General features: G+C 51.9%; 12 protein-coding genes. 5 read left to right on the forward strand and 7 right to left on the reverse strand.

Annotation, left to right across the window (positions count from 1 at the left end; translation table 11 throughout):
* Positions 1-17 precede the first annotated feature (17 nt).
* The 3 genes from ASE07_RS18855 to ASE07_RS18865 are packed head-to-tail and all read right to left on the reverse strand — an operon-like array spanning position 18 to position 4,747.
* Positions 18-3,326 carry a UvrD-helicase domain-containing protein gene (locus ASE07_RS18855; protein ID WP_057292368.1) on the reverse strand — a complete coding sequence of 1,103 codons (3,309 nt, stop codon included), beginning with the start codon at positions 3,324-3,326 and terminating at the stop codon, positions 18-20.
* Between the two features lies 1 nt (position 3,327).
* Positions 3,328-3,936 carry a hypothetical protein gene (locus tag ASE07_RS18860; protein WP_057292369.1) on the reverse strand — a complete coding sequence of 203 codons (609 nt, stop codon included), beginning with the start codon at positions 3,934-3,936 and terminating at the stop codon, positions 3,328-3,330.
* Entirely contained in the window at positions 3,929-4,747 is an 819-nt protein-coding gene (locus ASE07_RS18865; protein ID WP_057292370.1) for a sigma-70 family RNA polymerase sigma factor, read from the reverse strand. Before ASE07_RS18865 ends, ASE07_RS18860 begins: the two co-directional genes overlap by 8 nt.
* A 356-nt stretch (positions 4,748-5,103) precedes the next feature.
* Between ASE07_RS18865 and ASE07_RS18870 the strand changes: the two genes are divergently transcribed.
* Positions 5,104-5,838, forward strand: a complete 735-nt coding sequence (locus ASE07_RS18870; protein ID WP_156396780.1) for a hypothetical protein — start codon at positions 5,104-5,106, stop codon at positions 5,836-5,838.
* 603 nt (positions 5,839-6,441) lie between these two features.
* Positions 6,442-7,281: an HNH endonuclease gene (locus ASE07_RS18875; RefSeq protein ID WP_162256913.1), complete on the forward strand. Its 840-nt coding sequence runs from the start codon at positions 6,442-6,444 to the stop codon at positions 7,279-7,281.
* A gap of 55 nt (positions 7,282-7,336) precedes the next feature.
* On the opposite strand, the gene ASE07_RS18880 is transcribed toward ASE07_RS18875, so the two are convergent.
* The 3 genes from ASE07_RS18880 to ASE07_RS18890 all read right to left on the reverse strand — a co-directional run bounded on the left by ASE07_RS18880 (position 7,337) and on the right by ASE07_RS18890 (position 10,942).
* Entirely contained in the window at positions 7,337-8,200 is an 864-nt protein-coding gene (locus tag ASE07_RS18880; protein WP_156396782.1) for a DNA-processing protein DprA, read from the reverse strand.
* A gap of 83 nt (positions 8,201-8,283) precedes the next feature.
* Positions 8,284-9,753 (reverse strand): HAD-IA family hydrolase, encoded by a 1,470-nt coding sequence (locus ASE07_RS18885; RefSeq protein ID WP_057292373.1) that lies wholly within the window; start codon positions 9,751-9,753, stop codon positions 8,284-8,286.
* A gap of 55 nt (positions 9,754-9,808) precedes the next feature.
* A complete protein-coding gene (locus ASE07_RS18890) occupies positions 9,809-10,942 on the reverse strand; it encodes a phosphoribosyltransferase (RefSeq protein ID WP_057292374.1) in 1,134 nt (377 codons plus the stop codon).
* A 770-nt stretch (positions 10,943-11,712) separates the two neighbouring features.
* Between ASE07_RS18890 and ASE07_RS28965 the strand changes: the two genes are divergently transcribed.
* Positions 11,713-11,943 carry a hypothetical protein gene (locus ASE07_RS28965; protein WP_156396784.1) on the forward strand — a complete coding sequence of 77 codons (231 nt, stop codon included), beginning with the start codon at positions 11,713-11,715 and terminating at the stop codon, positions 11,941-11,943.
* A gap of 16 nt (positions 11,944-11,959) precedes the next feature.
* Positions 11,960-13,258 carry a helix-turn-helix domain-containing protein gene (locus tag ASE07_RS18895; protein WP_156396786.1) on the forward strand — a complete coding sequence of 433 codons (1,299 nt, stop codon included), beginning with the start codon at positions 11,960-11,962 and terminating at the stop codon, positions 13,256-13,258.
* A 29-nt stretch (positions 13,259-13,287) separates the two neighbouring features.
* Here ASE07_RS18895 and ASE07_RS29900 read toward each other — a convergent pair whose 3' ends face one another.
* The gene (locus ASE07_RS29900; protein WP_057292376.1) at positions 13,288-14,190 is read right to left on the reverse strand and encodes a GIY-YIG nuclease family protein; all 903 of its coding nucleotides are present in this window, start codon (positions 14,188-14,190) and stop codon (positions 13,288-13,290) included.
* A 163-nt stretch (positions 14,191-14,353) separates the two neighbouring features.
* On the opposite strand from ASE07_RS29900, the gene ASE07_RS18905 reads away from it, so the two are divergent.
* Positions 14,354-15,184 carry a DNA/RNA non-specific endonuclease gene (locus ASE07_RS18905; RefSeq protein ID WP_082584287.1) on the forward strand — a complete coding sequence of 277 codons (831 nt, stop codon included), beginning with the start codon at positions 14,354-14,356 and terminating at the stop codon, positions 15,182-15,184.
* Positions 15,185-15,265 lie beyond the last annotated feature (81 nt).

Consider the following 15,265-nt stretch of genomic DNA (forward strand, 5'->3'; position numbering starts at 1 on the left):
TAAAACAACAATAATTATCAAACAGCTGGCAACGACGGGCACAGGTACGAATATGAGCACCGTGCACAAGAATAGCTATCCTTTTTAGGCGCAAAAATTCCTGCCCGCAGACCCAACGCAATCTTGGTTGCATTAGAGCGCTCAGTGACCCTCACCGGTTTCACTTCTCGCCTCACCAGACGACTGAGGTCAAAAAGCTCCGCTTCCACAATTGGCGTTGTCGTTGACGTCAAGCTCATCAACTGTCCAAGGATGTTGTCCTGCCCCTTCAGATAGTTCTTCGCTCCACTATAGAAGTCGACACAATGCAATCGACTACCACCAGGCGCAGCTACAGCTACTCCCCATGGTAGACCGACTGTCAACTGACGCACGTCAGCGTCCGCTTCGATAAACTTCCCGTTAATACTATGGAGATAGGAGGCTCCAGCAGCGGCAGCAGCCCAAGCTTGCTCCCAAAGCTGCGGGTCAGCACTTCGCTCGGGTAGGTGCGCCGCTAGCCAGTTCATTTCAAAAGCGCTAGCAAGCTCGTCATACCTGCCCTGTGAAGCCAAGCTTTTGAGTACGCGTCGAACAAGTCCCCTCGCTTGGAGGGATGGGTTGGGCGTAAGTTCTTGCCCCATCTCCATCCCAAAACGGTAGAGGTACTCTCGTGGACAACGGTGGTATGCAAGAAACCCTTCGTTTGTGGCTGATGTAGGTGCCTCCGCTGGAGGCAGGCGCACGAGCCCCGGCGGTTGAGCGAACACCGGTGGGCCGGGACGCGCAACAAGAATCTTCCTGGCGACCGCACCATCAAGTGCTGCAACCGATTCGAAACGAAAATCAGCACTACTTTGGTAGATACTAAGTGCATCCTTTGCGCGTGAGACGGCGACGTAGAGCAGGTTATGCTTTTCAACATCCGACTCATATTCGAATTGCTTCGGTGAACTCCCGATGGCGTGCGGAGGCAATAAAGTCTTATGTTCTTCTGCTCCGGCATATTCCTTACCGTCCACACTTACCAGATGCACCGATTGAAACTCCAAACCTTTGCTTGCGTGGACGGTCATAACCCTCACGCCTTCAATGGCGCCCGTTTCAGGCGGAAGCTCGCGGTCGATATAGACGTCACGAATCTGTTGTCGTAACCTGAGTCGGTTGTGTAGTCGGAACAGTGTAGGACGCTTGCGGTCACCGTCACCGACTCGCGCCATATAAACGAACTGCCACTGAGCGAGTCTTTTTAGATGTCCATCGATACTATTATCGGCAAGGTCCGCCAGCAAAAATCTTTGTTCAAGAAGCAGTTCGCATAGAAAATCCCACGGACTGGTTGACCATAATGACCTACCAAGTCGCCGTGCTAGGTATCGTCGACTGTCATGACCAGCCTGGGATAACGGCAGGGTTTCCGATTTGAGCCAACCGTTTCGCTGAAGCGCGCCATCGCGCGAAACCGCTTCAATGGCTGCCTTGACATCTTCACGTGTCATTTGCGGCGTCACCAGCTCGCCAACGCGTAAGAGCGCCCTGGGGCTCCGCTCTACTACGAGCTGGATAACGGCAAGAATATCTTTGACTTCTGGACGTGCGAGAAGCTCGCCTACATATAGTACAGGCACGCCTGCGTCTCTGAGTTCCTTTGCTGCCTCTGCGACTGCTGAACCTGTACGAGAGATGATGGCCTGCTGTCGCAATGGTATGCCATTGGCGAGGTCACTGCGCACACCATCTACGACGCCTTTCCACATTGAGGGCCGAGAAGTGGCCTGAACGAACGAGGCAGACCTGTTACTGGGGCCTTTCTGGCATTCGGGAATAGCGAGTGGATGGTTGCCTTGTAGAGGATGGAGTTCCCCCGTCGCCACCGTAACGTCAATGACTTCCTGACAACTTCTGCGATTCATGACGAGGTTGTACTGCTTCGCTGATTTGAACCGTGTACCGAATCCCAACAAAGCGCCAAGGGAGGCGCCCCGCCAGTGATAGATGGCCTGCCGAACGTCCCCAACCACCCAGAGAGATTTTGCATTCAACGACAACTGCGCTGTTAAACCCATCATTGCGGATGTCAGGTCTTGAAATTCATCGACAAGCACATGTTGGTAATTGTCGACGATGTCCGAGAACCTTACGCGGTCCGCCGCAATAGCCAAGGCGGGAGCAGCCACGAGGTCAACGAAATCAACCATTCCCGCTTTTTGAAGCGCCGCTTGATATGTTCGAGCGACTGCTGCCACGTCGCGGAATCTGGCGCGTTCGTCATGGTCAGTCGTCGTACTCAATGCCTTGGCAAGATAGTCGTCAATACTGACCAATTCCTCTTTGATTCTTAGACAAGCATCGATTACCGGCGGTAGCCATTCATAAGGGTCGTCCGTTCGCTTGAAATACTCCAGTTTCACCCCGACGAGCGCTTTAGCCGTTGCCGTTAGCTGTGTAATCTTGTCTGCAACCGCAACATCTTGAGTAACGCCAAAGTGCTGGTAATACTTTCTCAAGAACTCCAAGCCAAAAGCGTGGAAGGTGCCCGCCCAAATTTCTGATGCCCCTTTTACGCCTGCACGCTGCAGCCTATCTACAAGCTCTGCAGCAGCCTTATTCGTGAAGGTCAAAACCAGAATCTTGCGCGGGTCAACGTTGTCCTGCTCAATTAGCTTCTTGACACGATGGATAAGTGTGGTCGTTTTGCCTGTTCCCGGCCCTGCAACGACATGAACATGCTTCTCCGGTGCGTTGATTGCGGCCACCTGGTCGGGACTCGGCGGAGGGAGCGGAGCAGGCGGCTTCGGAACATAGGGCGGCAGGAGGACAGCGTCAAGAACCTGTTGACGCGCAACCTCGAGAGGCAGACCAAGTTCTTTGGCGATTTGGCGAGGCCCTTTACCCGAAATGAACATGGCCCTCGCCACATGGCGGGGGAGAAGTAGCTCTCGGCCGAAGACGTTCTTCTGAAGCTCGTCCCGTTCACGCGCCCCATAAGCCTCGACGTATGCTGAGGCCGGCGAGGAAGGCAGGAAGCCGTCTGCATTGCGATAAACGGTGTCTTCATCGATATCAGGGTCAAGTCTAAAGTGCCCGAGCTCGTGAGCAATCAGATAGGCCTTTTCCGGCCAACTATAGTCCTGCCTGCAATATATCCAACCTTCGGAGCGCCGAATGGTTGCATTTGCGCCCTTGAGCACACCACTGGTATGAGGAACTTCTTTGACGCCGAGATTGAGGATATCCTCGACATGCACGAGCAAATCCTTAGTCGATACTGGCGTGTCAGCTTGGCCCCCGACCAACTCAATCCGAAGCTTCAGAGCCTCTTCACGTGCCCGGAGAAACGGGCTCATATCACTCCACTTCCTTGTCGAGATGGAGCAACCGCGTTGCTTCTTCCCCTGATATTCCGGCGGCCCGAATAGCTTCTTCCCAACTTACAGGCTGTGAATCAACGCCGGGCTTTCCATCCGAGCTGAAAGACTGTTTTGGCTGTAGTTGGAAGTTCAACTGAAAAACATTAGCTAAAGCCGCGAGCTGCACCTGAAGTTTTTCCGCTAAGCGCTTTATTAGCACGTAAGGTGCAGATACCTCCCCACTGATGACTTGATTGAAAAGGTCAACGTGTTCGCCCAAGCCGATTTGACGTGCAAATTTCCGAGCAGCCGGTCCCCTGCACTGCTTCAGGGCAGTCCTTGCTTCGGCCACGGGGCCGGTGTTTGCATGTACTGCATTCAGCATCAAGCTACGCGTTGCGTTGAACAGCTCAGCATCGAATACGATTTCGTCATCCGATTCACCTTCATCGAACATCAATGAGATTTCCGCGATTTGAGCTGCGTACTGCGGATGAATGAGTGTGAGTTCTTTCCACTGTTGCGCAGAAGGATGCGGATGCGCTGCAAGAAATGCCTCAATTACCAAAGAGGCTTCTTTCTCCGTCAGATTAGTTTGCTCAGACATGCCCGTATCCTTTTTTCAGCGCTGAAAGAGCTCCCTTCAAATACTTCTGAACAGAGCTTTCACTAAGGCCCATCACGGCACCAATTTGCTTATGGGTCATTTCTTGAAAATAGTGAAGTGTCACGGCCGTTCTCTGCTTTTCGGGAAGTCTCAAAATAGCCGCGCGACATTTTCTAACCATTTGCTTTTGTTCCAGAGCTTCGTCAGGCCTAAGCGTATAGTCATCTTCGACCTGCTCAGTCAGTGATAGCCCACTACCATCTTCGTCAGAAGACGAAGTAATCGCGTCCACTGACGGCGCCGAGTTCTTTAATGCGATTTCAGACTTGAACCAGTCCAGAAGACGCATTTTGACGTACTGGCCAAAAGTGACTTCAGCAAAGCTGACTTCAACTTTGCTTCGGAAGATACGGTCTATCACATAGGCTACGGCTTCGACGCTTGACTCGCTGCTGCGACTCAGGACTCCGAGCCAATTTATCTCGGTATGGAAAAAGCGGCCAAGTTCTAATACCAGTCGCTTGTTCAGGGCGAGCGCAATAGCATTTTGGACGCGTGCTACTCCGCCAAAGTTACTGCGAGCCAAGGTAACCAAAACTTCGGATGGAATATATCCTGGCTGGTTGTACTTCTCGATAGCCAATGCGGAAAGCAGCTGGTCATGAGTCATCTTGAAGACTGCTGCGAGCCACTTTTCATGCTCGGGCCGGCGAACGTAATTGGTCAAACACTCAGCTTCTTCCGCATCGGTGTCTACATCAATGCCAACCTCTTCCTTAACTACCTCTTTTGGAACCATATTTTTCGTCATCGACAATAGACGTCTGATGCCCCTCCTTGTGTACTCAATCGAGGCAACTCAGTGAAACCGGAAAACTTTATGGATTATTTTCGCATACTGTTCTCATAATGATGACTCAATGAAGATTCTGCCATGCAATTTGCCTTGATTTGATTCCTAGAAATGCAGCTAAAGCATATTAGAAGATTCAATTATGGCAATATGTGCTGTATCCGTTTTAACTTTCATATCATGAATAAGAACGATTCCTTCACCGGCCACGTGCGGACAGTCGAAGCACTTGCCTAAATTGCAACAATTACCTAAGCTAGCAATAGCTTTTGCAGCCACCGTCGCGTGGCTGCTTTCTTTTTGAAGAGACCACGATGAGCTTGGTAGCTAAATACAACCGGCGTGTAATGGATATTTGGGAAGAATTTGGAACCACGCAACCGCGAATGCCCCTCCTTCTGCCAGAGTTGAACGAAAATCCGGAATTGGTCATTGTCGGCATGAACCCTTCGTTCAATACTGAATGGCTCGACAAGCAGCTCAAGGACAATAACTGGCCTTCAGGCGGACCTTGGACGACTGACTCCCTGTTTGTATGGGACCAGAACGCCAGGAGCCGCATGCCTCACGTCATCGAGTTTGAGGCTTTTGCGAAAACAGCCTATGCCAGCTACTTCTCCCGAGTACAAAACTTTGCATCAGCAGTTGGCTGCGCCAAACAATGGGAGCACTTAGACTTGTTTCTGATGCGGGAAACCTCGCAAAAAGAGGCCCTTAAGATGGTCTTGGCCAAAAAGCGACCTATTGGCCAACTCAATAAGTTTGGCCAAGTGCAGCTGCAGCTCTTCACAGAAACACTCGTCGACATGCAACCTAAAGTTGTCGTTGTAGCAAATGCGACCGCGGCGGGTCTTGCCAAACAGATGCTCGGCCCTAGCCATCAGGTTGGCGAGCCCGCAGCGCTCACGTTCGAATCGCTGCCCAACACTCGTTTTTTCTTCAGCGGCATGCTCTCCGGGCAGCGTTGCATGGACAACTTCTCTTTGGAACGCCTCGTGGCTCAGGTGAGCGCCTATTTCCAGCAATTGAACATCAAAGGCAGTAACTAGAGGAGGACCGGGCTTCTTCGGAAGGCGAGCGGGTCTGCTAACGCAGAAAATTTTCAGACAAAGAAAACCTTACAGGCCGACTCGCAGTGCAAGGAACTCGACCAAAAGTTGAAGGTGTTGCTGGACTTCAAGGGTAAGTATCCGAGCTTCAGCCAGCTTTATGGCTACATCGCGCAACTGATTATTTAGGCGACTCGGAACTGGAATACTTTTCCGCCTTCGCCAAGCAGTTGGCGAAGCACTAGACGGTGTGCCGCCGGAGCAAGTGGATGTTTCAGGCTTGGTGCTGACGGGTTACGACATCAAGGCATAGGTAAAACCGGATGACGAGTTAGATAATGCCGATTTGATTCTTAAACCGATTGGCCCAGACGGTGGCGGTAAGGCCATGACTCTGGACTACTTGAGTGAAATCATCATCAAGCTAAACAAGTTGTTCGGCGAAGCGACGCCGTTGGCAGTTGCTAGTTGCGGCGCGGTCGTTGTGTAATGTAATAAATCTGCGTTCCAATCTATCACCGCCCAACGATGACAACCTTACAAGACTTAAGACCAACGACTAGAGAGCGCGTCCAGGACATCGTCGACCGCCTCGGCATCGCAATGACAACTAAGTATGACTGGTGTTTCAGTAATACCGGCGGCCCATATCTGGTCAATATCTGGCATGACAACATGTACGAAGAGAATGGCGACATTTATTTCGTCGACCGCACCTCGGACTGGGCGGACGAAAACCGCGCAACGGCCATTCAGGTGCAGCTGAACCGTGCGAGCGCAGTGTCTTCACTAATCCAGACGGCCTACTACACCAAAGCGCCTGTTAATGTTGCCATTCTCGATGGCACACGCAAAACAGTTGGGCTTCGGGAAACCAGCGAAGCAAAACAAAGAGAGCTCGACTCAGTCCTCTGGTATCCGCATCATAAGGACAAGGATGGTCGCATTATCGTCATTCGGGGCAGACCGCAACCGGATGACTTTGACCCCTACAACGAAGAACAGCAAGACCAAAAGCAGACGCCTGTGCCACCGCCGCCCAATAAGGTGGAAGGTTCAGGCACAGCGATTTTTGAGCGCGACTCGGAAATAGTAAAAGCAGTGAAGCAACGGGCGGTCAACGGTTGCTGTGAGTTTTGCGGGAAGGAAGGCTTTAAAACGGCAAGCGGTGGATTTTATCTAGAAGCGCATCACGTCATCCCATTGAATTGCGGGGGACCGGACGACGTTCGCAACGTGGTGGCAATCTGTGCCGATGACCACCGCCGGGCGCATTTTGGTGAGGACCGACATGCCGTTCGCGACAGAATGATTTGGGAGGTTCTCGCTGTCCATTATCCGAACGACGTGGCGTTTTTCGAGGCAATGGACGAGAAGTCGCTCGACATTAAACGTAGCGACTCGGGGCAACGCAAACTCGAAGACAACCGAATAGATAACTAAAGTCAAAATTTGAAGCGGCCGCCCTTGTCGGCAAAGTAAGTGGCTGACTCGAGTACTATGTCAGTAAGCCTGCCTCAATCGCTTCGTAGTCGTTTTTCGACCTAAGAACGATAAGGCGCTCCAAATCTGACTCTTGGCATTTGAGTATTGAGAGCTTCTCGGTGACACTGCCAGTGGTCAATGCAATGTTTCCGCGTGCTTTCTCATATCCACTTGTAATGTCTGCACGCGTTGCAACTGGAACTATTAGGAATCGCCCGTATCGGAGTGCGGCGCGGCTTGCATGCAGGCTACCACCGCCCCTGTCAGACTGCACCATCACCACAGCCTTCGAAAGAGCCGCTTGAATCTTATCTCTTTCTACAAACTGGCCAGAGAACGCGGGTGTCCCATAGCCATACTCTGATACTAAAAGGCCGCCTTTCTTCACGATGGAGTCAGCAAGAGCAGCATTCGATTTCGGATAGACTGCATCTAGTCCATGAGCCATAACAGCTACCGTCGAGCCATCATGGTTCAGAGCCTCTTTGTGGGCAACCGAATCAAGACCAAGCGCAAGCCCACTAACTATTTGCCATCCTGCGTTCCCAAAGTACTGAGTGATTCGCCGAGCGGTTTCAATCCCATGCTCGGATGGCTCGCGTGTGCCGATGACCGCAATAGCCTTCGCGGAGAATCGCGCCGGGTCCCCGGCGACATATAGAAGCGCAGGTCTGTCTTCCGTTGCGGCTAAAAGTCGTGGATAGGCCGGGTCCAACGGGCTCAAGATGGTATGACCACGCTCTGACGCTTGTCGAAGGTCTTCCTCCGCCGCCTTTAACGCCTTCTCATAGACTAAGCTTTCAGGCTGCAGCGACGCGAGTTCCGGGAACGTTTCAGCCAACTCTTCTAGCTTGACCTGAAAAAACAGCGGTTCCATGGCCAAAGCTTGGAGGGCCTTCCGGCCCACTCCCTTTACCTTGCTCGCAAGTAGTACACGAATTGTGTAGTCAGATACAGACACTATTGGATATCTTCCGTGTGGTTGCAGGACGGTGTCTGATTGTACCCGGTGCAGCCCCAGAACCGGTTGCCATATCGCTTGTTGGTACGGCGAACCATGGGTCTGTTGCAGACTCCGCAGAATTTCGGATGCATGTCCTCCGTATAGGCACAACGCTCGTCTTCCTCTTCCTCAAAGTACCCGGAACATCCCCAGAAATGAGTGCCGTCGGCCTGATTGCGGCGAATCCGCATCGGACGAGTACATCGCGGGCAACTTTTGTCATCCTGCTGGACGCTCACCGTTTTGGCAAAAGCCAATCCAGTCACCGAGGCCGCCCCGGCGGTTTCCAGCAGGTCGATAGCGCGCGCGATAGTTGACCCAGTAGTTACTACGTCGTCGATTACGAGAATATGCTGGCCGCGAATGCGTTCGGCAGCACCTTCCGCGAGCTGGAGTGCCCGTTTGGCTTCCTCCGCCCGCTGGTCGGCTGAGAGAGTCTTCTGCTTCAGCGCATCGGCGACATACCGCAGAAGCGATGCATCAAAGCTCACCCCGACGAACTCCGGTCCCGCAGCTTGTTGAACGCGGCATAGGAAATTCTCCAAGCGCGGGTGGCCACTGGCTTTTCCCGGTATTACAGTGACTAGGTCAAAAGGATGCTCATTTTGGAACAGATATTCAGGTGCTCGTCGGAGGACGTGCAACACAACGTCGACCCAATACGGCTGAAGCTCAAACTGCGGGATACTCTCTTTGCGCGCGATGTCTTGTGACAGCGCATGCGCCTCGTGGAGCGTGGCCGTAACCACTGCCTTCTGGCTGTAGTAGCGACCAAGGCACAGAATCCGCAGTTGTTCAGAGACGGTTATCACATTGCCTGAGAGGTCGAGAGGAAGGAAATAGGTTGCGCTACGGTGGAAATCAATAGACTGATGCTCTGCAGCCCGCTCCGCGAAGAAGCGGAAGTCGCTTGGGTCATCAAAGTAGTCAATCAGATTTCGTGACGACAAGGTTGCCGCTGGCGCCGTCGAGACGGTTTCCCGCGATGCCCAAGTCGGAACGACCGGCAGAACTCCAGCGTTGTATGCAGCGACAATATCGATGTACTCGTCACCGACATAAAGCACGTGGGGGCCTGGGTCCTCCCCAAGTCGCTCGAGCGCAAGCAAGATTCCATCGGGCGCCGGCTTTGGCTCCTTGCCTGCACGCTTAACGTCGGAGTAAGTTACAACCACGTCAAAGTCGTCTCGCATCTCCAAATGGGCAAGAATGCGTTCGATATAGCCTCGTCCTGCATTGGACACAATCCCGAGCAGGACACCTCGTTCCTTCAGCTCCCTAATCACTTCCGGAACGGGACGATACGGCGCGACCTGCGCCATCGTCTCCGGTGTAAGCAAATCGTATTCGAGAGACTCACGTATCTCCCGGACCGACCGCGTTTTCACCAAGGTATTGTCGAAATCGAACAAAACAACGTTTGCCATCCTGGTTTCCTAGTTCGCCAATTTTTGCATTGAACCGTGCTCCGTCTCCACAGACTCACGCCAACAGCGATGTCAACGCGGCTTGGCTTCCAAAATTGCTGGTTCCGGGAAAAGGGCTAGACGCCCAGATGAAGTCTGACGCTTGCACTGGAGCGAACGGGTTAGTCTTCAGCTCAATTTGATAGGCACTAAGCTGGTTTCCAAATTTGCCCAAAGCGATACCGGTAACTGACGCCGCTCCAGCCTTGCGCAGGAAGGCTGCGGCCACCCCGAAGGAGACGCCATACGTTGTACAGTCATCGACCACCACCACGTTCTTCCCGCGAAGCTTATTAGCGTAGAACGGATTCAAGTGAATGGTTGTGACCTGCCCTGTAGGGTCCCGCCTATCTCCACTAAAGCCGCCACTGGACCGTTTGGCTGAAGGCGTATGTCGAATGAACAAAGGCTGACCGCGCTCCGCATTTCGGACGCGCGAAGCCGTCGTGCGCAGTCGATGGGTGAAGTCGCTAAGAGTCTCGTTGTCAGAGTTGTCGCTGCTGGATGATGGGTAGACGCCCCAGACGAGGTCTGGGACGACACCGGCGCCCATAAACAACATGGACCGAGCGGTCACTGCGAGCAGTGCATTCAAGTGAACGCCTCCGTTTTTGACAGTCTGTTTGATTTTCCCTGCAAAAACCTGCTGGTCGATTCCCTTGCCAATCTGCGATAGGTCCGCCAAGACTTTTACGCTGTAGCCCGGTGTGTCTCCTTGGTACCACCAGTGCCCCTGCCACCCCGCAGTCAACGCGATGACTTGTTCAAGCTCAGTAGGATTAGCGGCTCGAATGCCCAAGTCTGCAACGTACTTATTGTTTGACCACCCAGCACCAATCACTACCGCATGACCGTTCTTCGCCATTTGGATGTCGTCCAGTTTTGAGGCTAAAACCAGTACGTCGTGATTCTGTAACTTGAAGTGCTTAGCATTATGCGAGACCACCCCTCCATCTTGTCTTCCTGGACTGCGAAGGAATTGAACCGCAGTGTTAGCAAACGCTTGCTTGAACCAAACGGGTTCCGGGTGGTTCGACAAAAGAGCGACCGGATTTCCCGCCGTCGCGAAGTCAGCCAGCACTTTGACAATAGCCGGATGGGGTACCCCCGCAACCAAAACAGAGTCTGGAGATGTCAGCAGAATTTGCATATAGAGTCCTCGCAATTTTTGAGTGAATGCACGGAGCCACGCCGAAACGTTGCAGCCAACGACACGACGCACCGTCTCAGCAATTGGTTCAGTTTCTAAAACTTGGGCGAGTGCGGAAGCGCAGATATGCCTCCCGTAACCGAATCCCAGTGCAAAATTTTAGGTTTCTGACCGCACCGTTTTGCTTATCCACATGTTAAACATCCATAAATAAAGACTATCAACGTAAAAAACCTATAAATTTCTCGTCTTACGGTCGCAGATTTTCAGTTTATGCAGCTATTTCCACGTTGATTGCCCTTCTTTCTGTACTCAATCGAGGCAACCCAAGCAAACCGGAAAACTTTTTGAGTTATTTTCGCATATTGTTTTAACCGTGATGATTCTGGGAAATTTCTACTCAACAACTTTTCTCTCGATTACTTTGCAGAAATATGAGCAAGTTAAGATGACATATCGCGTCTCTGAGTGTCGACACGGTCTTCAGCGCATTATGCTCACGACTGCCACGAGACTTAATTAAACTGCAAGTCCCTTTATCTATATTCATATGAAGAGCCCCGCGACATTCATTGGCACCTGAAAGGCAATCAGGCGTGTGGACGAGGAACACTGACAGTCTTTTCTAACACCGTTAAGTGAAGGCTCCGTCAGAACGCAGAAAAATTATTCAAGGATTCTCGGGTAGTTTGGGAACTGATTGCTGGCTAATCTCCTATGCGAACGTCGCGAACGCGACGGTTCGTATGACTATGAACAAGGAGAAAACCATGTCAAAACCCATTTCAAAATCCAAAACGAAAAACTTGAAGCCGTCGCCGCGCCCGGCTATTAGCAAGCCAAAGCCTGACTCCGGTCCTAAACCGAAAGCAAAAACACCATGGACTATGGAAGCAGCGAGTCGGATATACTCCGCGACTCACAGAAAATATGGTCAGATTGAAAAGGATTCGATTGCGGCCGATGCAATGTCTGAAGCTATGCGAAACCAGTTGAAGTAATCTTCCCCCCGAAATCATGTCGACAGCAAGAATGTTCGGCTTCCCGGACGTCAGGATGTTATTGAACGCATTTGTGAAGGCGAGCCATCTCGTTCCTTCCGACAGCGAACTCTACGCTGACGTTCGGCAGTTCATGACAGGAAAGCGAAGGCTTTACGCCGGCCTCGAAAAGGCAACAAGGTCAAACGCGCGACCCGTAGTCGATTTTCCGAGGCTATGGAATCTACTCGAAGAGGACCTAGGTAAAAAGTGGTTGACCCCAGAAATGAGTAAGGCGATATTCTCTCGCCTGGAAGGTACCCTTGACGTCTATTTAACTGATTTTGTACACAAAATTTCTGGAGCGGCTCTACCTACGACGCGGATATCGGAGATTCTCGGGGCTACCTTTTTCGCTCAACGGCTTGCCGTAGACTTGAACTGGTTGGAGCAGAAATGGGGCATCGGTGTACTGAGAAAAATTTTGCCCAAAGGCTCTCTCGAACCGAATCCGGTGGCCCAAGTATTGCGCTGGATTCGCAAGCTGGAGGGGTGGTCACAGAGAAAAGCTGCACTGCTAGCCGGGCTGAAGCCTATTGAGGTGGTTGACCAAATGAGCAATTGGGAGACCGGGAGGAGCGCTCCACGAAAGGATTCATTCCCGTTACTTCGAAAGCTATATGGCCTAGAGACGAATGAGCAGTACAGACTTTGGTTTTGGATTGCTCTTTGCGTATCCTCCATGGAGGATACCTTTCGTAAGGAGATTGCGGACGGTATAGGTAGGACATTTGATTTGAGCGCCGCTCAAGCCCCCTTGGTGGAGGCAACAAATGCAGCAATCGTCGAAGCATCTCCTCCTACATCCTTTCAGGTGCTCGTAGAGCTGCTATGTAAACAGAGCGTTAATCGTAAACAGGGAGACCGTGACCGTGCACTCGCGGCATTGGACGAGTTTCACGACCACGTGGTGAAGAATGGTGGCTTAGGTGAGTTTCATGTGCCGGCTATGGCCGGGCGCATCGCAATGTTGAGCCACGACCCCACATCTGCCCGTGACCATTTTCAAAAGGCAGTGGAGCTAGCACAGTACCAGGAGCCACATTCAGTAGAAAGAATATTGCGAGAAGCAGCGGCAATCTTCCATCGGCACCGCTATGCCGTTCCATTGAAAGATGTTACTGACCTCCAATGGATTATGGGAGTTCACCCTATCCAGATACGGAAAGCAGCATGGGATGACGATGACACGTGGGAGTCTGTAACCGAACAAAAGCGGGTATTCGACTATTTCCGTTATTTCCCTCCCCAAGCATTTTTTGACCGAGTGGAATAGGAGCTACGCCAAAACATCTCCGGTAAATTTCATGCCCAGATGTCGTCCAAGTCCTTCGCTTTGAGAAGTTTATCTCGTTGGGCATAGCGCGGTGACTGCATATTTACATTGCTGTACTCGGTTCTGCATTTTGGTTCGATTTTCTGAGCTGGCCCTTTGAAGGTCAGAAGGAACTTTCCAGAATTTTCGTATGGGGTGATTGAAGCGATTTCTGCGACATGGGTCACTGCGCCTACTGGGGCTACTTGGTATGCCGCGATGTACTTCAGCTTCGGAATTTGTTTTGCGCCTATTCGAATGGCGAACCAACAGTTCTCACCGATGAAGCGCTTGTTAAAACCTTCTTCTCTTGCAGGCACAATAACTGTGTCAAAGTTGCCGTTCCCGGAATCCTCTACGTTTGCTGCGTGGAGGCTCGCCTCGAGTTCAGCAGCTTTGGGAGCAGAAAATGCATTGATTCCAAGCATCGGAAGGATGAGCAGCATATCGGATAGGAACGCCTTAGCTGTAGCTTTCCCGGCCGGTGACATTGATGGTGCTGTAGGACTATTCTTGTTCAATAAAATGGCACGCCCATATGTTTTTGCTTTTTGAATAAGCTCATATTCCAAGAACTGCACTTCGGTCTTACCAATTTTGTGGTTTTTGTCCACAAAGTAGACACCCCACTCCCAACCTTCCTTGTTGGCCACATGGTTTTTTAGCCGCTCTCCAACAGGGTCCGCCTCACCAATGTATATCGCTTCCTCCGATACGTTACCGACAAGGACGTAGACGCCAGCTTGCTTGAAACTCTCATCTGCTTTCAGCTCTTGCAATTGCTCCCGTCTGAACACCACACCGAAACCAGACCAATTCGACTTGTCGATGTGACGCACGCCCTCTGGGTCCCCAGTAGTTGAGAAAATTGTGATTGAGAATGGTGTCGACATATTCACTTCGAAGATATTTTTGCCTAAGAATTTTAAAGCACGTTGCTATTTTGTCCTAAACTGCACTAAACACCGTGTTGATTTGCCTAGGGCGGGCGCTGGGATACCAAATCGTAGTTCCGGCCTGACCACCACATTCGACACGAGTCAGTAAAATCGGGGGATGAAAAAAGCACTTCTCACGTTATCCCTCGTAGCCTCGTTTTCGGCGTATGCAAAACAACCGACGCTCCTTGATGAGTTGTCGCGTCTCCTTCAAGTACCGGAGTCAAAGGCTCCGGCAGATGCGTCCAGGGGCACTGCGCAGCCAACCGACTTTCGTGCGTGTTCGCAGTTCTTTGCCAATGGCGCGCCGCCAGTTGTTCCCAATGTCCAGCAGTTCAAGCCGCGGGAGCTCTGCTACGACGCATTCGCTGTGCTTCATTCCGGCTCGTCAAAGACGCCTGTCTTTGTAGCGGAGCGGCTGAGCCGTGCGCAGCTTGAGAACGACAAGTCCGGCAAGCGCAGCGATAAGTTCTTTGCTGATGGCAGGCTTCCCCGTGGTGAACGTGCTGAGCTCGACGACTACAAACACAGCGGCTATTCACGCGGGCACCTTGCGCCAGCCGGCAATATGTCGACTCCACAAGCCATGGCCCAAAGCTTCTCGCTTGCGAACATGGTGCCTCAGACGCCGAAGAACAATCAGAAGCCGTGGAACGGAATTGAGCAAGCGACTCGCAAGTACGCATTGCGTGCGAAAGGAGACGTGTACGTCATCACCGGCCCAGTATTTGATGGTACCCCGAAGACCATTGGTGACAATCGAGTCTGGGTACCGAAATACTTGTATAAATTGGTCTATGATGCAACTACCGGTCACGCTTGGGCGCACTGGATTGAAAACAATGACGAGTCGCGTGCGGGTAAGCCTATCAGCTATGCTGAATTGGTCCGGAGGACAGGCATTGAGTTTTTACCCAAGGCGAAGATAACGGGGCCGGCCGATGAGTAAATGGCGTGTAGTCGCTAAGACTGGTTGCCAGCAAGTTATGATTGTTGACCTGCTCGCAAACGGAAATCGCTGAAATATGGT

Source organism: Noviherbaspirillum sp. Root189, assembly GCF_001428545.1.
Lineage (GTDB): Bacteria > Pseudomonadota > Gammaproteobacteria > Burkholderiales > Burkholderiaceae_D > Noviherbaspirillum.